Annotated in this window: 19 protein-coding genes and 1 riboswitch; of the genes, 9 read left to right on the forward strand and 10 right to left on the reverse strand. The window is 61.1% G+C overall.

Annotated features, from left to right (window positions below):
- Positions 1-110: 110 nt before the first annotated feature.
- The 6 genes from DVJ77_RS15730 to DVJ77_RS15755 form a co-directional block, all read right to left on the reverse strand.
- Positions 111-1,133: a ribonucleotide-diphosphate reductase subunit beta gene (locus tag DVJ77_RS15730; RefSeq protein WP_114846465.1), complete on the reverse strand. Its 1,023-nt coding sequence runs from the start codon at positions 1,131-1,133 to the stop codon at positions 111-113.
- Between the two features lie 163 nt (positions 1,134-1,296).
- The gene (locus DVJ77_RS15735; RefSeq protein ID WP_380038126.1) at positions 1,297-3,729 is read right to left on the reverse strand and encodes a ribonucleoside-diphosphate reductase subunit alpha; all 2,433 of its coding nucleotides are present in this window, start codon (positions 3,727-3,729) and stop codon (positions 1,297-1,299) included.
- A 228-nt stretch (positions 3,730-3,957) separates the two neighbouring features.
- Positions 3,958-4,170, reverse strand: a riboswitch (cobalamin riboswitch).
- A gap of 129 nt (positions 4,171-4,299) precedes the next feature.
- On the reverse strand, positions 4,300-4,683 hold the full coding sequence (locus tag DVJ77_RS15740) for a peptidase C13 (RefSeq protein ID WP_114846467.1): 384 nt from the start codon (positions 4,681-4,683) through the stop codon (positions 4,300-4,302).
- Positions 4,684-4,810: 127 nt separating this feature from the next.
- The gene (zapE, locus tag DVJ77_RS15745; protein ID WP_114846468.1) at positions 4,811-5,926 is read right to left on the reverse strand and encodes a cell division protein ZapE; all 1,116 of its coding nucleotides are present in this window, start codon (positions 5,924-5,926) and stop codon (positions 4,811-4,813) included.
- Between the two features lie 44 nt (positions 5,927-5,970).
- Positions 5,971-6,978 carry a lysozyme inhibitor LprI family protein gene (locus tag DVJ77_RS15750; protein ID WP_114846469.1) on the reverse strand — a complete coding sequence of 336 codons (1,008 nt, stop codon included), beginning with the start codon at positions 6,976-6,978 and terminating at the stop codon, positions 5,971-5,973.
- Positions 6,979-6,980: 2 nt separating this feature from the next.
- Positions 6,981-7,667: an alpha/beta hydrolase gene (locus DVJ77_RS15755; RefSeq protein ID WP_114846470.1), complete on the reverse strand. Its 687-nt coding sequence runs from the start codon at positions 7,665-7,667 to the stop codon at positions 6,981-6,983.
- A gap of 42 nt (positions 7,668-7,709) precedes the next feature.
- Here DVJ77_RS15755 and DVJ77_RS15760 point away from each other — a divergent pair, with 42 nt between their 5' ends.
- A complete protein-coding gene (locus DVJ77_RS15760) occupies positions 7,710-8,300 on the forward strand; it encodes an acyl carrier protein phosphodiesterase (RefSeq protein WP_114846571.1) in 591 nt (196 codons plus the stop codon).
- Between the two features lie 63 nt (positions 8,301-8,363).
- On the opposite strand, the gene DVJ77_RS15765 is transcribed toward DVJ77_RS15760, so the two are convergent.
- Positions 8,364-8,885 carry a c-type cytochrome gene (locus DVJ77_RS15765; RefSeq protein WP_162791527.1) on the reverse strand — a complete coding sequence of 174 codons (522 nt, stop codon included), beginning with the start codon at positions 8,883-8,885 and terminating at the stop codon, positions 8,364-8,366.
- A gap of 390 nt (positions 8,886-9,275) precedes the next feature.
- On the opposite strand from DVJ77_RS15765, the gene DVJ77_RS15770 reads away from it, so the two are divergent.
- The 5 genes from DVJ77_RS15770 to DVJ77_RS21180 all read left to right on the forward strand — a co-directional run bounded on the left by DVJ77_RS15770 (position 9,276) and on the right by DVJ77_RS21180 (position 18,265).
- On the forward strand, positions 9,276-10,514 hold the full coding sequence (locus tag DVJ77_RS15770) for an efflux RND transporter periplasmic adaptor subunit (RefSeq protein WP_114846472.1): 1,239 nt from the start codon (positions 9,276-9,278) through the stop codon (positions 10,512-10,514).
- A gap of 98 nt (positions 10,515-10,612) precedes the next feature.
- Positions 10,613-13,849 carry an efflux RND transporter permease subunit gene (locus DVJ77_RS15775; RefSeq protein ID WP_114846473.1) on the forward strand — a complete coding sequence of 1,079 codons (3,237 nt, stop codon included), beginning with the start codon at positions 10,613-10,615 and terminating at the stop codon, positions 13,847-13,849.
- 255 nt (positions 13,850-14,104) lie between these two features.
- Positions 14,105-17,227 (forward strand): efflux RND transporter permease subunit, encoded by a 3,123-nt coding sequence (locus DVJ77_RS15780; RefSeq protein WP_114846474.1) that lies wholly within the window; start codon positions 14,105-14,107, stop codon positions 17,225-17,227.
- Between the two features lie 235 nt (positions 17,228-17,462).
- Complete coding sequence (locus tag DVJ77_RS15785) at positions 17,463-17,753, forward strand: LysM peptidoglycan-binding domain-containing protein (RefSeq protein WP_114846475.1); 291 nt, start codon at positions 17,463-17,465, stop codon at positions 17,751-17,753.
- A 14-nt stretch (positions 17,754-17,767) separates the two neighbouring features.
- Positions 17,768-18,265 (forward strand): hypothetical protein, encoded by a 498-nt coding sequence (locus DVJ77_RS21180; RefSeq protein ID WP_162791521.1) that lies wholly within the window; start codon positions 17,768-17,770, stop codon positions 18,263-18,265.
- A 72-nt stretch (positions 18,266-18,337) separates the two neighbouring features.
- On the opposite strand, the gene DVJ77_RS15795 is transcribed toward DVJ77_RS21180, so the two are convergent.
- Positions 18,338-18,700, reverse strand: coding sequence for a hypothetical protein (locus DVJ77_RS15795; protein WP_225428036.1), 363 nt, complete (start codon positions 18,698-18,700; stop codon positions 18,338-18,340).
- Between the two features lie 109 nt (positions 18,701-18,809).
- A complete protein-coding gene (locus tag DVJ77_RS15800; protein WP_114846477.1) occupies positions 18,810-19,478 on the reverse strand; it encodes a hypothetical protein in 669 nt (222 codons plus the stop codon).
- 243 nt (positions 19,479-19,721) lie between these two features.
- Between DVJ77_RS15800 and DVJ77_RS15805 the strand changes: the two genes are divergently transcribed.
- From DVJ77_RS15805 to chrA, 3 genes are all read left to right on the forward strand, one after another.
- Entirely contained in the window at positions 19,722-21,959 is a 2,238-nt protein-coding gene (locus DVJ77_RS15805; RefSeq protein ID WP_114846478.1) for an NADP-dependent isocitrate dehydrogenase, read from the forward strand.
- A gap of 185 nt (positions 21,960-22,144) precedes the next feature.
- Positions 22,145-22,453 carry a PepSY domain-containing protein gene (locus DVJ77_RS15810; RefSeq protein WP_114846479.1) on the forward strand — a complete coding sequence of 103 codons (309 nt, stop codon included), beginning with the start codon at positions 22,145-22,147 and terminating at the stop codon, positions 22,451-22,453.
- Positions 22,454-22,602: 149 nt separating this feature from the next.
- Positions 22,603-23,847 carry a chromate efflux transporter gene (gene chrA / locus DVJ77_RS15815; RefSeq protein ID WP_114846480.1) on the forward strand — a complete coding sequence of 415 codons (1,245 nt, stop codon included), beginning with the start codon at positions 22,603-22,605 and terminating at the stop codon, positions 23,845-23,847.
- A gap of 252 nt (positions 23,848-24,099) precedes the next feature.
- On the opposite strand, the gene DVJ77_RS15820 is transcribed toward chrA, so the two are convergent.
- A complete protein-coding gene (locus DVJ77_RS15820) occupies positions 24,100-24,951 on the reverse strand; it encodes a hypothetical protein (RefSeq protein WP_225428037.1) in 852 nt (283 codons plus the stop codon).
- Between the last annotated feature and the right edge of the window lie 291 nt (positions 24,952-25,242).

A 25,242-nucleotide genomic window follows, 5' to 3' on the forward strand; every position in this document is an offset into this window, starting at 1 on the left:
TGGCATCTCTTGACTACAGGTGTAGTCAAAAGCTACGCCTTAACTACAGATGTAGTCAATAGGCCGTCCGACCGATCGCCGAAGAGGGGCCGCCGTGACGGCCCATCGCTTCAGAACGCCATATCGAAAGCTACTTCGCCCTGCACGCCGACCTGGTAGGCCGACACTCGGCGCTCGAAGAAATTGGTCAGTTCTTGCACGTCTTGCAGATCCATAAAGTCGAATGGATTCTTCGCGCCGTACTTTTTCGGCATGTCGAGCTGAGCCAGCCGCTGGTCGGCGCAGTATTCGAGGTACTGGCGCATTTCCTTGGCCGACAAACCGGCGACGCCACCAGACAGCACGTCTTCGGCGAACTGGGTTTCGCAGGCAATGGCTTCTTCCATCATCTGCTCGACCTTGGCGCGCATGCCGTCGTCGAACAATTCCGGTTCTTGCTCGCGCACGGTGCGCACCACTTCAAAAGCGAACGCCATGTGGCCGCTCTCGTCGCGAAACACCCAGTTAGTACCGGATGCCAGGCCATGCAGCAGGCCACGCGAGCGCAGAAAGTAGACATACGCAAAGGCGGCATAGAAGAACAAGCCTTCGATGCAGGCGGCGAAACAGATCAGGTTGAGCAAAAACTGCTGGCGATGCTCGCGCGTTTCCAGTCGGCGCAGGCCCTGGATGGAGTCGATCCACTTGAAGCAGAACTCGCCTTTCTGACGAATCGAGGGAATGTTCTCGATGGCGTCGAAGGCCTTGTTGCGCTCGGTCGGATCGGGGATATAGGTGTCGAGCAAGGTGAGGTAGAACTGCACATGCAGCGCTTCTTCGTACAACTGGCGCGACAGGTACATGCGCGCTTCGGGCGCATTGATGTGCTGGTACAGGTTCAGCACCAGATTGTTGGAGACGATGGTGTCGCCGGTGGCGAAGAAGGCGACCAGGCGATGAATCAAATGGCGATCGGCGTCGGACATCTTCGACTTGAGGTCGGTGACGTCGAGCGAAAAATCCACCTCGTCCACTGTCCACGTGTTCTTGATGGCATTGCGATACATCTCGTAGAACTCGGGGTAACGCATCGGTCGCAGCGTCAGCTCGAAGCCAGGGTCGAGAATATGCGAGTCGCGAGTCGTGGTGGACATAGGTAATCCTAAGCAAAGATGGAGCGGCTATCTCCCTCCCCTGCGTGCAGCAGGGGAGGGCCGGGGTGGGGTGAAGCACGGCACCATGCGATGTCGTCGCAAGGGTTTACCCCCTCCCAGCCTCCCCCTGCGAGCAGGGGGAGGGGCGGTGTCGGTGTCGGTGTTACTGGCAGGCTTCGCAGTACTCGGGATTTTCCAGTGAGCAAAACACGGCGGCGTTGGCCTGGTCCTGCTCGACGGCAGCCTGATCGACCACCGGGGCGCTGGCCTTTGCCGGTGCCGTGACCGTGGTCTTGGTGATGCGGGTGGCCGGGCGCGAGCGCAGGTAATAGGTGGTTTTGACACCGGCCTTCCATGCGTACATGTACATCGAGCTGAGCTGGCCGATGTTCGGGTTTTCCATGAACAAATTCAGCGACTGGCTTTGATCGATATACGCACCGCGCGCGGCGGCAAGTTCGATCAAGGCTTTCTGCGGCAGCTCCCACACGGTGCGGTAAATGGTGCGCAGTCGTTCGGGGATCGCCGCAATGGATTGAATCGAGCCTTCGTCCAACTTGATCGCGTCGCGAATTTCGGACGTCCACAGGCCCAGTGTCTTCAACTCGTCGACCAGGTAGCGGTTGACCACCAGGAAATCGCCGGACAGGGTTTCGCGTTTGAACAGATTGCTGACTTGCGGCTCGATGCATTCGTAGCAGCCGGCGATCGAGGCGATCGTCGCGGTCGGTGCGATGGCAATCAGCAGCGAGTTGCGCAAGCCGTGTGCCTTGATTTTCGCGCGCAAGGCATCCCAGCGTGCGCTGTCATGCGGCTGTGCCTGCGGCCAGTAGTCGAACTGCAACTCGCCGTTGGCCGCGCGACTTTCGGCAAAGCCCGGATGCGCACCGGTCTGTTCGGCCATCTCGTTCGACATCGACAAGGCGTTGAAATAAATCTCCTCGGCGATGCGTGTCGACAGCGCCAATGCTTCGGCGGAATCGAACGGCAGGCGCAGTTTGAAGAACACATCCTGCAGGCCCATCACACCGAGGCCGACCGGGCGCCATTTGCGGTTAGCGGTGGCGGCGGTGTCGATGGGATAGAAATTGAGGTCGATCACCCGGTCGAGCTGGCGCACAGCCGTGCGCGCGGTGGCGGCGAGTTTTTCAAAGTCGAACACGCCGTCAACGATATGCCGTGCCAGATTGATCGAGCCGAGGTTGCATACGGCCGTCTCGCCTTCGGAGGTGACTTCGAGAATTTCGGTGCACAGGTTGGACAGGTGGATGACGTTTTCGGGTTTGGCGGTCTGATTGCTGGTCGCGTTGCTGCGATCCTTGAAGGTGATCCAGCCGTTGCCGGTCTGCGCCAGCGTGCGCAGCATGCGTGCATACAATTCGCGCGCCTTGACCTTTTTCGCGGCCATGCCATTGGCTTCGGCTTCGCGATAAGCGCGTTCGAAGGTCTCGCCCCAACTGTCGACGAAGTGCGGCACCAGCTTGGGATCGAACAGCGACCAGTCGCCATCGCTCTCGACCCGGCGCATGAATTCGTCGGGAATCCAGTTGGCCAGATTGAGGTTATGTGTACGGCGCGCTTCGTCGCCGGTGTTGTCGCGCAGTTCGAGAAACTCCTCAATGTCCGCGTGCCACGGCTCCAGGTAAACGCAGGCTGCGCCTTTACGCTTGCCGCCCTGGTTCACCGCAGCCACCGAGGCGTCCAGGGTCTTCAGCCACGGCACCAAACCATTGGAGTGGCCGTTGGTGCCCTTAATCAGCGAACCGCGCGAACGCACGCGCGAGTAAGCCAGGCCAATACCGCCGGCGAACTTGCTGAGCTTGGCCACATCGGCGTACTTGTCGTAGATCGACTCCAGCGAGTCGGTCGGCGAGTCGAGCAAGAAGCAGGAGCTGAGCTGTTCGTGCGTGGTGCCGGCATTGAACAGTGTCGGCGAGCTGGCGATGTATTCCAGCGACGACAGCAGGCGGTATAGCTCCAGCGTCTCACCGATTTCATTGCCGCCCAGGGCGCAGGCGATACGCATGAAGAAATACTGCGGCGTCTCGATGACCTTGCGCTGTTGCGGATGACGCAGCAGATAACGGTCGTACACCGTACGCAGGCCGAAGTACTCGAAACGGCGGGTAGCCAGCGGATCGATCGCGTCGTTGAGCTTGCGTGCATTGGCCGCCACGAAATCACGCAGGCGCGCATTGAGAATGCCCAGCTCCGCACCGCGTGCGATCGACTGCGAATAACTCTGAATTTCCTGGCCGCTGACTTCTTTGTCGATAAACGCGCCCAGCAGGCGCGCGGCAAGCTGGCCGTACTCGGGTTCTTCGGCCGTCAGTGCGGCCGAGGTGCGGATGGACAACTCGTCCAGCTCTTGCGTGCTGGCGCCGTCATACAGGCCGCCGATGGTCTTCAGTGCCACGCGCAGCGGATCGACGCCGTGCAGGCCTTCGCCGCTGCGGGTGACCGCGCGGACGATCTTGTTGACGTCGACGATTTCGTGACCGCCGTTGCGCTTGGTCACGCGCATCTGGCCGGGGTTATGGGGAGGAGTCAAAGCGAAAGGAGCTTCCATGGCCTGGGCTGGTTTGGTTTCGGGCATCGTCGCGTCGGCGACAACGGCGGATGCGTCCACACGAGCGGCAGTGCGTTCGCGCGTAGTGGTATCAAGAGGTTGCATGGCGGCATCGCTCCGAGAATGGTCAAACGCCTGCTCCCGCGGGCAGGGCTGAAGCGGTGACGGCAATCAGGGACGGTCGGTCGGCAGGGCCTGCGCCCTGCATCACGACGCGCCTCCCCGCGGAAGCCGCCACCACTCATCGCAACGCTGCAAGGCTGCGATGTGTCGGCAGGTCTTCGGACTCGCGGACATGAGCCTTTCGGCTCGCCTACTTGCCCCCGCTTCCCAGCCGTTGCAGACCAGTGCTATGGGGGCTTTCGTTTCCACTTACCGCTGCGGGGCAGTCCCGGATTTACACCGGATTCCCTTTTAAGCCGATCCGACCGTAGGTCTGAGAAGGGCACCGACGGGGCACAACATATCGGGTGCCAGAGGCCGGGTCAACCCAATAAGTTGTGGATATGTCGGTGGATAAGCCGTGCCAGACAAGCTGCGGTAAGGGGTGCGGGGCAAGTGAAGATCGTGAGAAAAATTATCTCTGGGCGCAGGCGCTCACGGCACGATGCTGATGTCGATCTCGATGGGGTAGGGCGCGGGCTTTTCCGGCGGGGCGGGCAAGGTCCAGGTCGCGAACTGGCCGACGAAGCAGTTCGCCACCGGCGTGGCCGGGAACACTTCAATACGTGCCGGCTTGCCGTCGGCCTGCACATCGCTAATCAGGGTGAACGGCGCTTTGTTGGCCGGCGCATTGCTGGCGATGCAGCCCTTGAGGGCGTCGGTGGATGGGTTGCCGATCTTGGCCCATAGCTTTGCCTGATAAGTCGGACCGGTAGCGCTGGCTTCAGCCAGCTTGCCTTGGGTGACGCGTGAGGCGAAGTCGTTATTGGATGCATCGGTTGCGGCAAACAAGAGTGCGGCGGCGAGCAAGATCGACATGGGGGTTATCCATCGGGTGGCCTGGATACGTTAGCAGTTCTGCGGGAGTTACCCCCTCCCAACCAACAGCTCGCCTCAGTCAGCTCCCTCCCCTGCTCGCAGGGGAGGTTGGGGAGGGGTACACGCCTCAGTCCGCCCGATGCTCCAACGCCAGGTACTCCTCACTTTGCATTTCGATCAAGCGCGATTCGGTACGGCCGAATTCGGCACGCAGGCGCTCGCCGTCGTACAGCTCGGTAATCGGCGCGGCGGCGGACAGCACCAGTTTCACGTGGCGGTCGTAGAACTCGTCCACCAGCAGCACAAAGCGCTTGGCGGCGTCTTCGCTGTACACGCTGAACTGCGGCACGTTGGAGACGATGATGGCCGGGCCGGCCTTGGCCAGTTCGATGTAGTCGGCGACCGCGCGTGGGCCTTCGCACAGGGCGGGGAAGTCGAACCACAGAATGTTGTCGGCGCGTTTGCGCAGCGGAATGGGGCGATCGTTAAGGGTAATGTCGCCGCCGTCGCGCACTTCGCCCTGGGCTTGGCTGGCGAAAATTCGCGCCAGCGCGCGCTCGGCTTCGGCACCCGGCGGCGTGTGGTAGACCGGCGCCTGCGATAGCGCGCGCAAGCGCCAGTCGTGCGCCGAAATCATCTCGACGACGTGGCATTGCTTTTCGATCAAGGCGATGGCCGGCAGAAAACGTGCGCGCTGCAAGCCGTCTTTGTAAAGGTTGGCCGGCGCGGTATTGGAGGTGGTAACCAGGCTCACGCCGCGCTCGGATAGCGCTTGCAGCAGTGTGGCGAGAATCATCGCATCGCCGATATCGTTGACCAGGAATTCGTCCAGGCACAGTACGCGGCAGCGTGCGGCAATATCGGTGGCCACGTCGAGCAGGGGATCTTGTCGTTCGCCCAGCGCGCGAAGACTCTCGTGCACCTCGCCCATAAAGCGGTGATAGTGACGGCGCAGGGCGATGCCGTGCGGTAGGCTGGAAACGAACAAATCCATCAGAAAGGTTTTGCCGCGGCCGACGCTGCCCCACAGATAAAGGCCGGGTACGAAAACGGCCGAGTCATTGCTGAGCAGAGATTTCAGCCGTCCAAACAAACCGGGGCTTTCGGGGGCAACGCTCAATGCGGCGTACATGCGGTCGAACTCGGGCAGCAGAGCCTGCTGAGCCGGGTCGGCCTCCCAGCGGTGTGCGGCAATGCCTTCCTGATAACGCGCGCTGGGCGCGATGGATAGGTTTTCACTCATGGGGTCTTGTTGCTCTACAGCTCAGGCGGGCGCGGTGCTTGCGCTTACGGCATCCGGTCGATGGGGAGGTTCTTGTCGTTGTCGTCGTGCCAGCGCTGGATCGTCTTGGGTACGCGTTTTTTCCAGTCCGGTACATTGGTGTAATAGCGCATGCGCACCTGATTCTCGGCGTCGAACACCAGCAGGCCGATCCACAACTGCTCGCCATGGCTCATCACGATGGCCGCGTTGGTGTTGGCGATACCGCGAACGAAATAGCTGGTCACCTGTGCGCCGAGCCCGTCGAGATCGGCGGTGCTGCCCTGTACATGTATGGTGTCGACCAGGGTCTGGTAGTCCTCCTTGCCCAGCAGCTTGTGCGCGGCGCTGTTCTGCGCTGGGCTGGCGAGCACGTTGAGGCTCAGCAGGTCGGGTTCGGGCTTGAGCGCGGCCTGGCTGGCGGTCAGATACTTGCCTGCGAAATACACACCAGCCCCAGCGCCGCAATCGAAGTCAGTGCCTTTTTGCGTGATGGCAAGATGATTGCCGTCGCGGGAGAAGTCGAGCCGGCAGTGATCGCTGCGGTAGCTGCCGTGGTCGCCTTGCAGTAGCAGGTCGCCTTCGATGCTGCCCAGTTGCGCACCGTCATGCGTTTCGATCGTGAAATGCAGATGGGGTGGGGTGCCGGTGAAGGTCAGTTCGCCGCCGACACTGTTGTTGTCGCTATCCAGCTCCCAGGTCTGTACCCAGCCACTATGGACGGCGGTCGACGGGCGGGCGGCGCCAAGTGCCTGCTGGCGCCGGCGATAGCTGTCGCCGAGGCAGCGAGTGTCGCTGCCGCAGGTATCGCGTTGTTTGAGCCAGTCGCGCTGGGAGGTTTTCAGTGCGGCGGTATCGCCGCCTCGCGCCAGGGCTTGCTTCCATGCGGCAGCCAGGTCGCTGTCTTGCTGCGATAGCGTGGCATCGGCACAGATGGCTTTTTCCGCGGCGGAAGCCGCCTTGCCGCAATCGAAGCTGGCTGCGTAAGCCGACAACGGCAACGCGAACAGGGCAAACAGAGGCAGCAGGCGCATGTTCAACTCCGTGAGGGGGGAAGCCATTCGCGTACGGCGTGCTTTACGGCGCCGCGCAAATCCATCAGGCGGCGGTGGAAAAAATGGCTGGTTTCCGGCATGCGTATCAGCTCGGGCGGATCCTGCATGCTGTCGATCCAGTCGAAGACGGCCTGCGGCTCGACGACTTCGTCCTCCTCGCCTTGCACCACCAGCCACGGACTGGTGGGGAGTTCGATGGTTTCAAACGGCCAGCGTCCGGCGGGTGGCGCGATGCTGATAAGTGCGTCGGCGCGCAGTCGCACCGCGCTGCGGATCGTCACGTAGCTGCCGAACGAAAAGCCGGCCAGCCACACGGCATCGCCTGGACGCACCCGGCGGACCCAGTCGACCACGGCGGCCAGATCGTCGCTTTCGCCGTTGCCGTTGTCATAGCTGCCTTCGGAGGCGCCGGTGCCGCGAAAATTGAAACGCACGGTGTCCAGGCCCGATTCGCGCAATGCGCGTTCGACCATGGTCACCACTTTGTTATGCATCGTGCCGCCCTGCAGCGGGTGCGGGTGGCAGATAACGGCCACGCCGCGCCGGGCAAGCGTGGGCTCGGCGACATCACTGATGGCTTCGAGCTTGCCGGATGGGCCGCTGAGCGTGAAGCTGGCAGCCTGTTCGGGGAAACCGGCAGGGTCGGCGGAGAGCGCGATGAGGTTCATGCAGCGGATGATAACCGCGACATTCAAATGGTGGGGTGCCGCGTGAATTATCTGGCGCACACCTTGCTGGCCGGCGATGACGAGCTGCTGCAACTAGGCGGTTTGATGGGCGATTTCGTGCATGGACAGCCGGACCCCGCCCTGCCGCCGCGCTTGATTGCCGGCATCCGCCTGCATCGTGCGATCGACATGTATACCGATAGTCATCCTGAGGTGCGGGCGGCGCGCGCATGGCTGCTGCCGCCCTATCGCCGCTATGCGGGCATCTTGCTGGATATGTGGTTCGATCACTGCCTGGCGCGCGACTTTGTGCGCTGGAGCAAGCAGCCGTTGGATGCGTTCTCGACCAACTTGCGCGAGTTGTTGCACCGTCACGATGCGCTATTACCCCCCGAGCTGCGGCAATTTCGCGGTTACATGGATGCGCATGGGTTGCCGGCGGGCTATGCCGATCGAGAGGAAATCGGCCGCGCCCTGATCGGTATTTCGCACCGGCTGAGCCGGGCCAATCCGCTGGCGACCGCGCTGCCGGCGCTGGTCGAGCAGGCGGTGCCGCTGCAGGCGCATTTCGAGGCGTTTTTTCCCCAATTGCATGCGTTTGCGCAACGCTGGATAGCCGAAGCTGCTGAGTAAGGCATGCCCCGCATACAACAACGCCGCCCGTAGGCGGCGTTGCGAGACATCGGTTGACGGTGCTTACTTAGATTGGTCGGTCATCCAATGCACGGCGTTCTTCACCTGTTCGTCGGTCAGCGACGGCATGCCACCCTTGGCCGGCATGGTGTTGCCGTCCGGGCCGTGATAGCCGTCGATGGCGTGCTTGACCAGGGTTTCCAGGCCCTCGGCGATGCGCGGAGCCCAGTTGCCCTTGTCGCCGACCTTCGGCGCACCGGCGACGCCGGCGGTATGGCAGCTATGGCAGAGGCCGTCGTAGATGGTCTTGCCGTCGGTGCTGCCGCCAAAGGCGACCTGCGAAGCGGCGAGCTTGGCCGCAGCATCTTGCGCCGCCTGCATGGCTGCGCGGCCGGTGTTGCCGGCGTAAACGGCGCCCGCCGGAGCGATCCGCTCGGCGATCCGCTTGGGCGTTTCCGGGTTGATCTCTTTCGGCTCGTGGTCATAAATCAACCAGGCCATGCCGATCAGCATCATGGTCAACACACTCAGGCCTGCGATCAGCATCGAGAAGCTGCGCATGAAGCTCTGGTCGGATTTGGTCAAGGAACCGCTCACGCAAATACTCCAGTTAGTGGGTACGCCGAGCATCAAAAGCAGGCATGCTGGATGCCGTTGCGTCGACGCCGCGTTTGCCGCATCCCCCTCCAATGAGGCTGGCGTTGGCAACAAGCGGCGGATTATAGACGAAGCGAGCGACAAGTTTCAGGCAGATCGTGGGGCTGCCGATAAAGATAGATGTCATAAAAAGCAGCAACTATTCAGGTCAAATGGCGGTCTGACGCGGCCAACCCTGCCATCGGTCATGTGGGGACCATGTCAACCGGCATTGTCAAATCTCGTTGGTCTCACCCTATCCTTGCGGCCAACGTACAGTCAGGCGTAAGCCGCGCTGGCAGGGTCAACTGACCCGCCGTCATCATCCGGGAGTTCTACATGTCGCGTTTTTGGAAGGTCGCGCTGATCGTTATCGCCGTGATCGTGGTGGGGGCAGTCGGCTTCCGGCTACTGCACAAGCCTTCGGGCGATACCGCGCAGCAAAACGGCCAGGGGCAGGGCAAGGATCAGGGCAAGGGCAATGACACGCCAGTGCCGGTCACGGCCGAGCTGGTGGTCAAGCAGGATGTGCCGGTCTATCTGACCGCGCTCGGCACCGTGCAGGCGCTCAATACCGTCACGGTCAATCCGCAGATCAGCGGCCAGCTCCTCAGCATCAACTTCAAGGAAGGCCAGGAAGTGAAGAAGGGCGACCTGCTGGCGCAGATCGACCCGCGCAGCTTCCAGGCCGCCTACGATCAGGCATCGGCCAAGCAGCAGCAGGACGAGGCCCAACTGGCCACCGCGCAGAGCACGCTCAAGCGCAACACGGCACTGGTGGAGAAGGGTTACGTGGCCGCCCTGGACATGGATACCTTCCGCAACAACGTCGGTCAGTTGAGCGCGACCGTCGCCGCCGACCGGGCCAGTGTGCGTTCCAGCAAGGTGCAACTGGACTACACCCGCATTATTTCGCCGATCGACGGTGTGGCCGGTATCCGCAATGTCGATCCGGGCAATGTCGTCACGACGACTACGGCGGTGGTCACCCTGACCCAGATCCATCCGGTCTACGTGCAATTCAACCTGCCCGAGCAGAACCTGGAAATCGTGCGCGCGGCCGCCGCCGGCGACAGTACGGCGCTGGAAGTGATCGCGCTGGATCGTGCCGATGCGCACACCATCGCCGATGACGGCGTGCTCAAGGTGATCGACAACCAGATCGATACCACCACCGGCACGTTCAAGCTGCGTTCGCAGTTCAGCAACGCCAAGAGCGATTTGTGGCCGGGCCAGTTCGTCAACGTGCGGCTGAAAGTACACACGGTCAACGGTGGTCTGGTGATTCCTGCCCAGGCCGTGCAGCGCGGTCCCGATGGCGACTATGTTTATCTGGTGCAGGCCGACCAGACGGTGAAGATGCAGTCGGTGAAAATCACTGGTGAGGTGGGCGACAGCCACGTCATGATCGGCAGCGGCTTGAGCCTGAACCAGCAAGTGGTTACCGAAGGCCAGTTCCGCTTGAAGCCAGGCAGCAAGGTCAAAACGCTCAAGCCCGGCGAGGTGCCGACGGTGCCGACAACGGCTGAACTCGATCAGGCGAAGAAGCAAGGCGGCGGTCGTCGCGGCGGACATTAATCATGCTGCGCTAATCATGCCGCGCTAATCATGCTGTAGATGCGCACTGAAATCGGTGCGCACCTACAACAGCAACCATCACAGCAGCATGGATACCCATGGGATTCTCGACCCTTTTTATTCGCCGGCCGATCGCTACATCGCTACTGATGGTGGCGGTGATGTTGCTCGGCATTCTTGGCTATCGCCAGCTACCCGTTTCGGCGCTGCCCGAGATCGATGCGCCCAGCCTGGTGGTGACCACGCAATATCCGGGCGCCAGTGCGGCGACCATGGCCTCGCTGGTCACGACGCCGCTGGAGCGCAACCTGGGCCAGATCTCCGGCCTGAGCATGATGACCTCCGATTCGTCGGCGGGCCTGTCTACCATCGTGCTGCAGTTCGCCATGGATCGCGACATCGATATCGCGGCGCAGGATGTGCAGGCGGCGATCAGCCAGGCGCGCGGCACCTTGCCCAGCACGCTGCCGTATCCGCCGGTGTACAACCGCGTCAATCCGGCGGATGCGCCGATTCTCACGCTCAAGCTCACCTCCGACAGCCTGCCGCTGCGCGACGTGAACAACTACGCCGACTCGATCCTGGCGCAGAAGCTGTCGCAAGTGCAGGGCGTCGGCCTGGTGTCCATCGCCGGCAACGTACGCCCGGCGGTGCGTGTACAGGTGAATCCGGCGCAGCTCGCCAACCTTGGCCTGACCATGGAGGACGTGCGCAGCGCGCTCACCCAGGCCAATGTGAATGCGCCCAAGGGCACATTGAATGGCGCCACTCAGTCTTACAGCATCGGCACCAACGACCAGTTGGCGGATGCGGCGGACTACAAGAAAACCATCATCTCCTACAAGAACAATGCGCCGGTGCGTCTGTCCGATGTCGCCTCGGTGATCGATGGCGTAGAAAACGATCAGCTCGCCGCATGGGCCAACGGCAAGCCCGCGGTATTGCTGGATATTCGCCGCCAGCCGGGCGCGAACATCGTGCAGACGGTGCAGCAGATCCGCAACGTGCTGCCGCAATTGCAAAGCGTGCTGCCGGCCGACGTGCATCTGGACGTCTTCGCCGACCGCACCATTACCATCCGCGCCTCCGTGGAGGATGTGCAGTTCACCTTGATCCTCACCATCTTCCTGGTGGTGGCGGTGATCTTTGTGTTCCTGCGCCGCTTGTGGGCGACCATCATTCCCTCGGTGGCCGTACCGCTGTCGCTGATGGGTACGTTCGGCGTGATGGCCTTCACCGGCATGTCGCTGGATAACCTCTCGCTGATGGCGTTGACGGTGGCGACCGGCTTCGTGGTCGACGATGCGATCGTGATGATCGAAAACATCGTGCGCTATATCGAGCAAGGCAAGGACGGCAAAGAGGCCGCCGAAACCGGCGCCAAGGAAATCGGCTTTACCGTGCTGTCATTGACGGTATCGCTGGTGGCGGTGTTCCTGCCGCTGCTGTTGATGCCCGGTGTCACCGGCCGCTTGTTCCATGAGTTCGCCTGGGTGTTGACCATCGCGGTGACGATTTCGATGCTGGTGTCGCTGACGCTGACACCGATGATGTGCGCCTACCTGCTCAAGCCCGATTCGCTGCCCGAGGGCGACGATATTCACGAGCGGCATGCGGCGGCCGGCAAACAGAATCTGTGGACGCGTACCGTCGGTCTTTACGAGCGCACGCTGGACTGGGTGCTCGACCACCAACGCCTCACCATCACGGTGGCTGCGATCACGGTGGTGGTCACGGTGTTCCTCTACATCACGATTCCAAAGGGGCTGCTGCCAGAACAGGACACCGGCCTGGTTACCGGTGTGGTTCAGGCCGACCAGAACGTGGCTTTCCCGCAGATGGAGCAGCGCACCAAGGCGGTGGCGGATGCCTTGCAAAAGGATCCAGCCGTTACCGGTGTGGCGGCCTTTATTGGTGCCGGCTCGATCAATCCGACCTTGAACCAGGGCCAGCTCAGCATCGTCTTGAAAGCGCGCGGCGAACGCGGCGGTCTCGACGAAGTGTTGCCGCGCTTGCAGCATGCCGTGGCCGGGATTCCCGGTGTGGCGCTGTATCTGAAGCCGGTGCAGGACGTGACACTCGATAGCCGCGTCTCCGCCACCGAATACCAGTACTCGATGTCGGACGTGAACTCGGCCGAGCTGAGCCAGTACGCGAATCAGATGACCCAGGCGCTGCGTCAGCGTCCCGAGCTGGCCGACGTCGACAATAACCTCGCCGATCAGGGCACCGCGCTCAAGCTGACCATCGATCGCGAGAAAGCCAGCCGCCTCGGCGTGCCGGTGCAAACCATCGACGACACGCTATACGACTCGTTCGGTCAGCGGCAGATTTCCACCATCTTCACCCAGCTCAACCAGTACCGCGTGGTGCTGGAAGTGGCGCCGCAATTTCGCACCAGCTCGGCGCTGCTGAACCAGCTTACGGTGAAGAGCAACGGCAGCGGCGCGCTCACCGGCAGCAACGCCACCAGCTTCGGTCAGGCCGCTTCGAGCAATTCCTCCACCAGCACCGGCCTCAGTGTCGCCAATACCGGCATTGTGCTTGGCGCCGGCGGCACGATTCCGCTGGCTTCGCTGGCGACGGCGGAGATCACCAATGCACCGCTGGTGGTCAGTCATCAGCAGCAACTGCCGGCGGTGACCTTGTCGTTCAATCTGGCGCAGGGCTATTCGCTGTCGGATGCGGTGAAGGCGGTTCATGAGGTGGAAGCGCAGGTCAACTTCCCACCGCAGGTGCGCGGCCAGTTTGTCGGCAAGGCGGCGGAGTTCTCGTCCTCGCTGGGCGATGAGGTACTGCTGTTGCTCGCCGCCATCGTCGTCATCTACATCGTGCTGGGCGTGTTGTACGAGAGCTATATTCACCCGCTGACCATCATCTCCACCCTGCCGCCGGCCGGCGTGGGCGCGTTGTTGGCGCTGATTCTCTGCGGCATGAGCCTATCGGTGGATGGCATCGTCGGCATCGTGTTGCTGATCGGTATCGTCAAGAAGAACGCGATCATGATGATCGACTTCGCGATCGAGGCGCAGCGCAACGGCATGAAACCGCGCGAAGCGATTCACCGCGCCTGCTTGCTGCGCTTCCGTCCGATCATGATGACCACCGCGGCGGCCATGCTGGGCGCATTGCCGCTGGCTTTGGGCAACGGTATCGGCGCCGAGTTGCGGCGTCCGCTAGGTGTTTCGATCGTCGGCGGCCTGCTGCTTTCGCAGTTGGTGACGTTGTACACGACGCCGGTGATTTACCTCTATATGGAGCGGTTCTCGGACTGGCTGCGATTGCGCCGCGAACGTCGCGAGGTAACTCGCGACGCGGCGCGAGGCATGGCGTGACCGAACGGTTTCGAGGATGGATGGCTGAACGAATGAAAGGGGCGCGGCTGAACAGCCGCGCCCCTTTCGGCGTAGTAGAGAATCAACCGTTTCCATCGACGCCCGTTGAGTGGATCATGGGTCCCGGATCCGTTTGTCCCGGCCATCGCACTAGCGATGCCGGCCGCTTCAAGTCATCGCCATGCCGGCTCTGCTGGGTCGGTTCTTGTCTGACCGGGCCAACCATGCCGGCGGCTCTCGCGTAATGTTGATCGCATGAATATTTCCGGCCCCTTCATCCGCCGTCCGATCGGAACCTCGCTGCTGGCGATCGGTATCTTTGTCGTCGGCTTGATCTGTTACACGCTGTTGCCGGTGGCCGCGTTGCCGAACATGCAGTTTCCGGTGATCTTCGTGCAGGCCAGTCAGCCGGGCGCCAGTGCCGAAAACATGGCATCCACCGTGGCCGCGCCGCTGGAGCGTCACCTGGGCCAGGTGGCGGGTATCGACACCATGCGCTCCAACAGTTCGCTGGGCAGCACGCAGGTGTTCTTGATGTTCAACACGGCGCGCAACCTCGATGCCGCCGCGCGCGACGTGCAGGCGGCGATCAATGCTTCCGCGCCGGATTTGCCGCCCGGCCTGAACACGCTGCCGAGCTATCAGAAAGCCAATCCGAACGACGACCCGATCATCGCCTTCGCGCTGACCTCCGAGACGCAGTCGGCGCGCGATCTCTATGACGTGGCCGACTCCTTGCTGGCGCAGCGCCTGCGGCAGCTCAACGGGGTCTCCTCGGTGGACATTCTCGGTGCGGCGACGCCGGCGATTCGCGTCGATGTCAACCTGCGCGCGCTCAATGCGATGGGCTTGTCGCCGGACCAGTTGCGCAACGCGCTCACCGCCGCCAATGTCACTTCGCCACAGGGCTTTTTGTCCAACGGCGTGACCACCATGGCGGTCACTGCCAACGATGCCCTGCATACCGCGGATGACTTCGCCAAGCTGGTGGTCGCGTCGAGCAAGGGCATCCCGGTGCGTCTGTCCGATGTGGCGAATGTCTACGAAGGGCAGCAAGATGCGTATCAGGTCGCCTGGTTCCACGGTAAACCGGCGATCCTGATGTACGTCTATCGTCAGTCGAACGCGAATATGATCGAGACGGTGGACCGGGTGAAGGCCGAGGTGCCCCTATTGCGCGGCTACTTGCAGCCCGGTACCACGCTGACGCCGTATTTCGACGGCACGCCGACCATCCGCGCGTCGCTGAGCGAAGTACAGATGACGCTGCTTATCAGTCTGCTGATGGTGATGCTGACCATGGCGCTGTTCCTGCGTCGTCTCGCACCTACGCTGATCGCTACCGCCGCGGTGCCGCTGTCGCTGGCCGGCGCGGCGATGATTATGTACATCCTCGGCTTCACCCTTAACAACCTGACCTTGCTGGCCTTGCTGATCTCGATCGGTTTCGTGGTCGACGATGCCATCGTGGTGATCGAAAACATCGTTCGCCATATCGATCAGGGCATGACGCGCATGCAGGCCGCGCTGGTCGGTGCGCGCGAGATCGGCTTCACCATCGTGTCGATCACTGCCTCGCTGATTGCCGTGTTCATCCCGTTGCTTTTCATGGGCGGCATCATCGGCCTGTTCTTCAAGGAGTTCACGATCACCCTGGTAGCGGCCATCGCCGTATCCGCGGTGGTGTCGCTCACGCTCACCTCGTCGCTGTGCGGACATTTTCTTGAGGGCCATCTGGACGACAAGCCCACGTCGCGTCTCGGCATGGCATTGGAATCGTTTCAGGCCGGCATGTTGAAGGTGTATTCGACCGCGCTGAATTTTTCGTTGCGCCACGCGCTGGCCTTCGCGTTGACGCCGTTGGTGCTGATCGCGCTGACGATTGCCTTGTTCTTTACGGTCAAGACCGGCCTGTTTCCGCCGCAAGACACTGGTTTGATCCGTGGTCGCGCCACCTCCGGTGCCACCGTGTCGTTCCAGAATTCGGTCGAGCGCCAGCAGCGGCTTATCAATATGCTGCTGCTGGATCACGACGTTGCCAATGTGGGTTCACGCCTCGGCAGCAGCCGCCAAGGCGCGTCGGGTACGTTCGACATCGAACTCAAGACCCATGCACAAGGCCGCAAGGACGATACCTTCACTGTGTTGGCGCGGCTGAGCGCCAAAGCGGCGCGTTACCCCGACCTCAACGTGCGCTTGCGACCGATCCAGGATCTGCCCAGCTTTGGCGGCGGCGGCTCCGGCCAGGGCGCGCAGTATCAGGTGTCGCTGCAGGGCGATGACGCGGCCCAATTGCAGGAGTGGCTGCCCAAGCTCGTCGCCGAGGTGAAGAAGAATCCCAAGCTGCAAGATGTGGGCAGCGATGTCGATGATGCCGGCATGCAGCAGAACATCGTGATCGACCGCGATAAGGCAGCGCGCCTGGGCGTTTCGATCGGCGCTGTCGATGCCGCGCTGTACGACGCCTTTGGCCAGCGCTCCGTCGGTACGATTTATTCCGATCTCAATCAATACAAAGTGGTGGTGAACGCGCTGCCCAACCAGACCGCGACACCCGAGGCGCTCGATCGCATCTACGTGGCGAACAGCAAAGGCAAGATGGTGCCGATTTCTTCATTCGCACAGCAGCAGCCGGGCCTCGCACCGACACAGATCGCGCACGAAAACCAATACACCACGATGAGCATGAGCTTCAATCTCGCACCGAATGTCAGCATGGGCGAGGCACTGCAAATCATCCAGGCCACGGCTTCAAGTATGCGCATGCCCGGCGGTATCAGGGTTAATGTCGGCGGTGATTTTCGTCGCTTCCAGCAATCGCAGAGCGGCATGCTGTGGCTGCTGCTTGGCGCTATCGTCACCGTCTATATCGTGCTGGGCATCTTGTACGAGAGCCTGATCCATCCGGTAACCATTCTCTCCACCTTGCCCGCCGCCGGCGTCGGTGCGCTGCTGGCGCTGTGGGTCACCCATACCGAATTGTCGATGGTTGCGCAGATCGCGCTGGTGCTGTTGATCGGCATCGTCAAGAAGAACGCGATCATGATGATCGACTTCGCCCTGGTGGCCCAGCGCGAGCACGGCATGCCGGCGCTGGAGGCCGTGCGCGAAGCCTGCGTGGTGCGCTTCCGTCCGATCATGATGACCACCATGGTGGCGATTCTCGCCGCCTTGCCGATCGCGATCGGCCTGGGCGAGGGCTCCGAATTGCGCCGGCCGCTAGGTATCGCGCTGATCGGCGGCCTGATTATTTCGCAAAGCCTGACCCTTCTCAGCACCCCGGCGCTTTATGTGATCTTCTCGTGCCTGGCCGAGCGCATGAAAAGCTGGCGTGCCCGTCGCCGCGGGCACAGGCTGGCGCTGGCACGGCCTTCTTAAGAGCCTGTCAAAGTCTCCCCGGCCCGAAGGGTTGAGCCGCTGTGGCCGCCACGCGCCAGCGCGCGGCTTGACCTGACAGCCACAGGCGCTGCGCCACGCACTACCACCTGACGGCCACAGTGGCTCAACGCGGGCTACGGGGAGATTTTGAACAGGCTCTTTAAGGTCCACGTCACGTATCGTTAACGATAGTCCCGGTATCTGTGTAGGTTCATACGGGATGGAGGAGCGTGCGATGGGCAACGAGACCGAGAAACCCGATTTTTCCAATGTGCAGGGCGGTGCGGAATCAGCGCCGGCAGCGGCACCGGATTTCAGCAATGTGCAGGGTGGCTCGGCGTCCGCGCCCGCCGCTGGAGTGCAAACCTATACCGTTGTCCCCGGCGACAGCCTCTCCAAGATAGCCAAGCAGGTCTACGGCAATGCCAACGACTGGAAGCGCATCTTCGAGGCCAACCGCGATCAGCTCAGCGACCCCGACCGGATCAAACCCGGCCAGATACTGACAATTCCCACCGACCAGTGAACAGGAGGAATGCTATGAAGCTTGTCCGCCAACCCTTGATATATGCCGTGTCATTGGTCGCGGTGCTCGCCTTGAGCGCATGCGGCAAGAAAGAAGCAGAAACAACCCCTGCACCGACACCGCCCGCCGCAGCACATACCGCGCCGGCACCAGCCGCCGCACCCGCCGCCGCACCCGCCGCCGCCGCACCAGCCCCCATCAGCGTAGCCTCGGTCGAGCTGGGCAGCGGTGTCGACATCAATCAGAAGGTCACTACGCCGTCGAGCACCTTCTCGCCGAAAGACACCATCTACGCTTCGGTCGCCACCACGGGTAGCGGCAGCGGCAAGCTGGATGCCAAGTGGACCTTCCAAGGTGGCCAGACGGTGCACGAGGAAAGCTCAAACTTCACCGCACCTGCCAACACCTCCTTTCGTATCAACAAGCCGGACGGTTGGCCGGCGGGCAACTACAAGCTTGAGATTTCGTTGAACGGCCAGTCCGCCGCCAGCAAGGATTTCTCGGTTAAATAAAGCGGCCTGTCGTAAATAAAAAAGAGCGCGGCCATGCCGCGCTCTTTTTTTATGAGGGCTTCAAGTACGGCCTTATACCAGTGCCGGCTCCAGGTAGAGCGACATGCCGGTGCTGTGCCGAAAGCGTTCGGCCAGCCGGACCCGCTCTATCCCCAGCTCGACTGGTTCATGCCCGATGCCGCGTAGTTCCACATAGCGCAGCACGGCCTGGCTGGCCAGATGCACACCAGGCACTTCGGAGCGCCGACGGCTGTCGCCCTGCCAGAACACGGCGACCCAGCCTTCCTCCTGCTCGGCATGCGATTCGTCGAGCGGCATGATGAGGCTACCGTCGATCAGCGATAGCGCGCATTCGTATCCATCGGCATGCTGATAGGTATACAGCGGCTGCAACTGCGCGATGAAATCGACGATGCGTTGGCTCAATCCGCTCATGGGCATGTTGTATTCGTAGCTACCGTGGGGACGGTGGGGGGCGGCAGCATAAGCGAAAGGATGGTGAGCATCGCGTGCACAGGGCACGTTTTTGCGGGCACGCCGGGTCTCAATTCAACCCTTTGGCTTCCCAACCCTCGCTGGTCAGCTTCACGCCATGGGATTGTTCTTTGCTGTTTGCGCCTTCGATGATCGGCCCGACATAGGGGAAACCTGCCAGGAACTCCGGTTTCTTCGCCCAGTCGGCCAGGTCGTCGATCTTGTACAGATACTTCACGTTGGCTTCCTGGTAGTCGCCGAGCTTCATCGGGCCTTCCCACTTCACGATGTTGGCCAGCGCTTTTTTGCCGTAGCAGAGATCGCCTTGCATGATTTTCTTGCTGCCATTGAGGCCGATTTGCTCCGCCTCTTTTTCGCGATAGAACTTCTTGCCTTCGGCGGTCAGGGTATAGCGCTTCACCTTGAGCTTCTGGCCGGTCGGCTGATTGGACATAAAGCCAATTTGATCGACCTCGGCATCCGCGCCGGCCGCCAGGCCGACCGCCTCAAGCGCGGCCATTTGCCCCGCCGTGCCGGTGGTGATGGTCTTTGCCATCTGTAGATCCATTGTGGTCAGCTCCACCGGCCATTTATTGAGCCCAAGGCAGAGCTCGCCCTTCTGGTCCAAGTACTGCCCGATGGCGGCGGCAAAATTCTTTTCGCTTACATCTTGTTTACTGCCGCAGCCTGCGAGAGCGAGGGTGGCGAGTGCGGCGAGGCATAGTCCATTCGTCTTCATGATCGTCCTTGGATTGTTTGCATCGCGGGGGAGTGTCGCAAATTCTTGCGGTAAAGGCCACCTGCATGCGTGCGTAGCCAGAGCCTGTCATTCCGGCGAAAATGCCAGGTCTTGTCTTTCGTGAGCGCGACGCCAAGTCTGTCGCGTCCGCCTTCCTGCATTGGAGAGGTTCGTGACTGCCGCGAAACTCTCCACGCTGGCTGCGTTTTCCATCCTGAATTGCTGTAGCAAAGAGGTCCATGAATGTCCGACACGCCGAAGATCATCTACACGCTCACCGATGAAGCCCCGTTCCTGGCAACGCAGTCCTTGCTGCCGATCATTGATGCTTTCACCGGCACCACCGGCATCAAGGTGGAAACCCGCGACATCTCGCTTGCCGGGCGCATCATTGCGCTGTTCCCGGACATTCTGAAAGACGAGCAGAAGATTCCCGACGATCTGGCGGAACTCGGTCAGCTAGCGACCACGCCGGAAGCGAACATCATCAAGCTGCCCAACATCAGCGCCTCGATGCCGCAGCTCAAGGCGGCCATCAAGGAGCTTCAGCAGCAGGGTTATGCGTTGCCGGACTACCCCGAAGAGCCCAAGGACGTCAGCGACTGGAATGTCAAAGCGCGCTATGACCGGGTCAAGGGCAGCGCGGTGAATCCGGTGTTGCGCGAGGGCAATTCCGACCGTCGCGCACCGCTGTCGGTGAAAAACTACGCACGCAAGCACCCGCACAAGATGGGCGCCTGGAGCGCCGATTCCAAAACCCATGTGGCGCATATGGAGGGCGGCGACTTCTACGGCAGCGAGAAATCCGTGCTGATCGAGCAGGCCGGTATTGCCAAGATCGAATGGTTCGGCAAGGACAACAGCCATACCGTCCTGAAAGAGAAGACCCCACTGCTGGCCGGCGAAATCATCGATGCTTCGGTCATGAGCAAGAAGGCCCTGGCCAGCTTTATCGATGCGCAGATCGAAGACGCGAAACAGCAGGGCGTGCTGTTCTCAGTGCACCTGAAGGCGACGATGATGAAGGTCTCCGACCCGATCATATTCGGCCAGGTGGTCAGCGAGTTCTATAAGGACGTGCTGGTCAAGCACGCCGATATGTTGAAGAGCATCGGCTTTGATCCCAATAACGGCATCGGCGATTTGTATGCCCGCATCAAGTCTCTGCCGGCGGACAAGCAGGCCGAGATCGAAGCCGACATCCAGGCCGAGTACGCCAAGCGCCCGGCGCTGGCGATGGTCAATTCCGACAAGGGCATCACCAGTCTGCACGTGCCCAGTGACGTCATCGTCGATGCGTCCATGCCGGCGATGATTCGCGACTCCGGCAAAATGTGGAATGCCCAAGGCAAGCTGCAGGACACCAAGGCGATCATCCCAGACCGCAGTTACGCCGGTGTCTATCAAGTGGTGATCGAGGATTGCAAAGCGCACGGCGCATTCGACCCGACCACCATGGGCAGTGTGCCGAATGTCGGCCTGATGGCCCAGGCAGCCGAAGAGTACGGCTCGCACGACAAGACGTTTCAGATCGCCGCCGATGGTGTGGTGCGAGTGACCGACGCCGCCGGCAAGGTGCTGATCGAGCAGCCGGTGGAAGCCGGCGATATCTGGCGCATGTGCCAGGTCAAGGACGCGCCGATCCAGGACTGGGTGAAGCTGGCGGTGAGCCGCGCGCGCCTGAGCCATACACCAGCGGTATTCTGGCTGGATCCGAAGCGTGCGCACGATGCCCGGATGATTACCAAGGTCGAGCGCTATTTGAAGGATCACGACCTGAGCGGTTTGGACATCCGCATTATGTCGCCCGATGAAGCCACTCGTTTCTCGCTGGAGCGTATCCGCCAGGGCCTGGACACGATTTCGGTCACCGGCAACGTGCTGCGCGATTACCTCACCGACCTGTTCCCGATCATGGAATTGGGCACCAGCGCCAAGATGCTCTCCATCGTGCCGTTGATGGCCGGCGGCGGATTGTTCGAAACCGGCGCAGGCGGCTCCGCGCCCAAGCATGTGCAGCAGTTTCTGGAAGAGAATTGCCTGCGTTGGGATTCACTGGGCGAGTTTCTCGCACTGGCGGCGTCGCTCGAACATCTGAGCAACCGTTACAGCCATGCCGGTGCCGGCGTGCTGGCCAGGACCCTGGATCAGGCCAATGGCAAGTTCCTCGACAACAACAAGTCGCCGGCCCGCAAGGTCGGTGAATTGGATAATCGCGGCAGCCATTTCTACCTGGCCCTGTACTGGGCGCAAGCCTTGGCCGCGCAAACCGAAGATGCCGCATTGAAAGCGACATTTACGCCGCTGGCCAATGCGCTGGAAGAGAACGAGGCGAAGATCGTCGGCGAACTGAATGGCGTTCAAGGCAAGCCGGTGGATATTCAGGGCTATTACCACCCGAACCTTAAGCTGGTGAGCGAGGCCATGCGGCCTAGTGCGACCTTCAATGCTGCGCTGGCCGCGTTGAAGACACCGCGCTGATTGCCGTCAGGTGAGTTATCCGGCCGTTCAGGCCGAATGCGAAGGGGCGCCGTTGGCGCCCCTTCGTCATGGCGTGTGCGCGGTGGAAGCGGTCGCGTAGCACTAAGCAGTATCCAAGCATTTCCTGCGAAGTTGTCATCTCCTCCCAGAGCTTTTAAGCGGCTCTAGTTACCGAAGGAATGACCATGCGTAAATCATATTTAGCTTCAATTTTGTTCTGTTTGACGCTGACGGGTGCTGCGCTGACGGCGCATGCTTCGCCGGCGACCAGCCTCGACGCCAAGGCAGTCGTCAAAATGCCCGAGGCCCGCAATATCGCCTTGAAGGTCTACCCTGGAAAAATCGTCAAGGAAGAGTTGGAAAAAGAAGCGGGCGGTAGCGGCCTGCGCTACACGTTCGACATCAAGTCCGACGCGGGAACCCATGAGGTCGGTGTAGACGCGAAGGACGGCAAGATTCTGGAAAATTCGGTCGAAGGTAGTGATAAGGATTGATAGCAAGGATTTACCGCGCGACCAGCTTGCCGGCTCATCGAATTTAGCCGCCAAGCTGGCGCCACGCACTACCACCTGGCAGCCACTCAACGACAACGCGGGCTACGCGAATAGCGTGAACAGGCCCTAGGGATGTTCTGATCTCTGACATGACCGCATCCGACATCGGCCCTGATTTATCGCCATTGCCATTGCCATTGCCATCGTCATCGGCACCTGGTCGGGCGCGCGAGGTGTTCGTCGCGTTTTTGAAACTGGGCTTGACCTCGTTTGGCGGGCCGATTGCGCATATCGGTTATTTTCGTCGCGCTTTCGTCGAACAACGGCGCTGGCTGGATGACGCGCATTTTTCGCAGCTACTCGCGCTGTGTCAGTTTTTGCCGGGGCCGGCGAGCAGTCAGTTGGGCTGCGCCTTGGGTCTGCTGCGAGCTGGCTGGCGCGGTGCGTTGGCTGCTTTCGCCGGATTCACGCTGCCGTCGGCGTTGCTGTTGTTTGCCTTCGCCGCATGGGCGCCGTACCTGGATAGCCGATGGGGTCAGGCGGTCTTGCATGGCCTGAAGCTGGTGGCGCTGGTCGTGGTGGCGCAAGGTCTACTGGGCATGCTGCGCACATTGGCACCGGATGGGCCGCGCCGAGTATTGGCACTGGCGGCCGCCACGATGCTGCTGTGGCAGCCGCAGGCATCGATGCAGCTTCTGGTAATCGCCGCTGCTGCCGCGCTGGGGCCATGGATGTGCCGCGCGGTGCAGGCACATCGTGGTGATGTGTTTGTCCTGAACTACACATATCGCGACGCGATATGGCTGCTGCTCGCGTATGCCCTGCTGTTGCTGGGGGCGCTGGCGGCAAGCGCAGGGTGGCCATGGCTGCTTCAGGCTGCAGCCGCGTTTTATCGTTCAGGCGCCTTGGTGTTCGGTGGCGGTCACGTGGTGTTGCCGTTGTTGAAACAGGCCCTGGTAACGCCCGGCTGGCTCGATGAGGGCAGCTTTCTTGCCGGCTACGGCGCGGCGCAGGCGGTGCCGGGGCCGATGTTCTCATTGGCTGCATTCCTTGGCAGCAGTTTGCATGGCGGACAGGGTGGTGTACTCGGCGCGATGGTCGGTTTATTGGCGATCTTCCTGCCTGGCCTGCTGCTGGTGACAGGCATGCTGCCGTTCTGGCAGCGGCTGTCGGCGCGCGACGATGCCGTGCGCGCCGTGGCGGGCATCAACGCGGCGGTGATCGGTCTACTTGCGGCGGCGTTCTACGATCCCCTGTGGACCGGTGCCGTACATGCGCCCATCGACCTGGTGATCGTAGCGGTAGGTCTGGCTGTGCTGGTATTTGCGCGAAAGCCGGTGTGGCTGGCGATGCTGTGGTGTGTCGGCGTGTCGCTATGCCGCGCATGGTTTTAGAGCCTGTTCAAATGACTGGCTTACGGGGGTATTGCAAGAGCTACCAAAAGGGCGATGACAAAAAGTAAGACTATGGTGATCCAAAATCCCCTAGGGCCATAATCGATAGAGCTGAGAAAGTTGAGAGTGGCGAAGAGCGTGTCGAAAAACCGCTCTAACGCCGATAAGAGAAAATCCAACATGCGACTCATGCGACACTCCTGGCCCAGGTGCGTCATAGAGCCTATGGCGCGCCTGGGCGGCAGGTGACCATCAAATATCGGCCGAGGCAATCTCTATAGAGCTGCGGTAATGCAGCGCGACTGCGGAAATGCAGGTCCGATAAATACGATTCTGATTGACTCCGGCAATGTACCTAACCACAGCTCGGGCGTTTGCCGCGAGGTACAACCGTCCTGGCATGAAGCCTACCGGGCGTGGAACAAGATTGAAGGCCGCTGAGCATTTCAAAATCTCTCCCGTTGCATCTGAAAGGAGGTCGCCCACGACAGCGTTCATGGTCCAGTTGTTAGCAAGTGACGCACTCCAAATGGAGGTGGCAACCGTGAGTAGCGCAGCCTGCTCATCTGGACTTGGGTCTGACGAATTCTGCTGTGTAGCGATCTTTGTCTTAGGTAAAGCGGTTGCCCCACTCTGTGCGCCAGGCCACACGATCGTCTCAACCGTAGGTGCCAATCTTCTTATCCATAGCTCAATGGCCGGGTGTATGCCGGGCGATTGATCGCTGCTGAAATACCGGATAGCCCCGTTTTCCACATCATAATAGGCTGCATAAATACGACCGTCTGGGTAAATAGCCACAGCGGACGTGTGTTGCTGGCTGGCATTTTCGCGCCATCCCTCGATGTATATGCCATCGCCTTTTAGCTTCGCTGGAACAGCGAGTTGATCGAGATTACGCAAAACCTGCGGATACTCCGCTCCCAGCAAGTTTCGAAGACCACTGGATGAAAGCGACTCATCAAGAGTGCTAACAGCACGCGCTCGCGCATCATTATTCATGCTTTGCGCAAATGCGGGTGCGGCGAAAACGAACGACATAAGAAAGAAACTTTTGCAGAGCATGTTTCTCGGCGACGTCATCGTCATGACACTATTCTCCATGATGCCCATCCTGTTGGGGCACTTGGACTCTACGTCACGTCGGAGTTGGGTTGCAATTTCAATGCCCGTGGCTCGCAGGCTTTTAGGAATGTTCTGATCTATCCTACGCAGCCGGCATGGCTGGTAGTGCTGTAGCGTGTCGCTATGCCGCGCATAGTTTTAGATGACTGATGGCGCAGGTGGCTTTGAACTTGTCGTGCCATTCTCCAGTCTGATCGCCGGCCTTGTCGCATTCGGTTTACGACGCCACTACAACACTTGGCTAACCCCGCACCTCATGGAGCATCGAGA

Source organism: Dyella tabacisoli, assembly GCF_003350925.1.
Taxonomy (GTDB): Bacteria; Pseudomonadota; Gammaproteobacteria; order Xanthomonadales; family Rhodanobacteraceae; genus Dyella_C; species Dyella_C tabacisoli.

Excerpts from the sequence above, each read along its gene's own strand:
- DVJ77_RS15770 (WP_114846472.1), top strand. The coding sequence starts at position 9,276 with ATGTCGCGTTTTTGGAAGGTCGCGCTGATCGTTATCGCCGTGATCGTG.
- DVJ77_RS15785 (WP_114846475.1), top strand. The coding sequence starts at position 17,463 with ATGGGCAACGAGACCGAGAAACCCGATTTTTCCAATGTGCAGGGCGGT.
- DVJ77_RS15780 (WP_114846474.1), top strand. The coding sequence starts at position 14,105 with ATGAATATTTCCGGCCCCTTCATCCGCCGTCCGATCGGAACCTCGCTG.
- DVJ77_RS15735 (WP_380038126.1), bottom strand. The coding sequence starts at position 3,729 with ATGCCCGAAACCAAACCAGCCCAGGCCATGGAAGCTCCTTTCGCTTTG.
- DVJ77_RS15750 (WP_114846469.1), bottom strand. The coding sequence starts at position 6,978 with ATGCGCCTGCTGCCTCTGTTTGCCCTGTTCGCGTTGCCGTTGTCGGCT.
- DVJ77_RS15820 (WP_225428037.1), bottom strand. The coding sequence starts at position 24,951 with ATGGAGAATAGTGTCATGACGATGACGTCGCCGAGAAACATGCTCTGC.
- DVJ77_RS15810 (WP_114846479.1), top strand. The coding sequence starts at position 22,145 with ATGCGTAAATCATATTTAGCTTCAATTTTGTTCTGTTTGACGCTGACG.
- zapE (WP_114846468.1), bottom strand. The coding sequence starts at position 5,926 with ATGAGTGAAAACCTATCCATCGCGCCCAGCGCGCGTTATCAGGAAGGC.
- DVJ77_RS15755 (WP_114846470.1), bottom strand. The coding sequence starts at position 7,667 with ATGAACCTCATCGCGCTCTCCGCCGACCCTGCCGGTTTCCCCGAACAG.
- DVJ77_RS15730 (WP_114846465.1), bottom strand. The coding sequence starts at position 1,133 with ATGTCCACCACGACTCGCGACTCGCATATTCTCGACCCTGGCTTCGAG.
- DVJ77_RS15795 (WP_225428036.1), bottom strand. The coding sequence starts at position 18,700 with ATGAGCGGATTGAGCCAACGCATCGTCGATTTCATCGCGCAGTTGCAG.
- chrA (WP_114846480.1), top strand. The coding sequence starts at position 22,603 with ATGACCGCATCCGACATCGGCCCTGATTTATCGCCATTGCCATTGCCA.
- DVJ77_RS15775 (WP_114846473.1), top strand. The coding sequence starts at position 10,613 with ATGGGATTCTCGACCCTTTTTATTCGCCGGCCGATCGCTACATCGCTA.
- DVJ77_RS21180 (WP_162791521.1), top strand. The coding sequence starts at position 17,768 with ATGAAGCTTGTCCGCCAACCCTTGATATATGCCGTGTCATTGGTCGCG.
- DVJ77_RS15805 (WP_114846478.1), top strand. The coding sequence starts at position 19,722 with ATGTCCGACACGCCGAAGATCATCTACACGCTCACCGATGAAGCCCCG.
- DVJ77_RS15800 (WP_114846477.1), bottom strand. The coding sequence starts at position 19,478 with ATGAAGACGAATGGACTATGCCTCGCCGCACTCGCCACCCTCGCTCTC.
- DVJ77_RS15740 (WP_114846467.1), bottom strand. The coding sequence starts at position 4,683 with ATGTCGATCTTGCTCGCCGCCGCACTCTTGTTTGCCGCAACCGATGCA.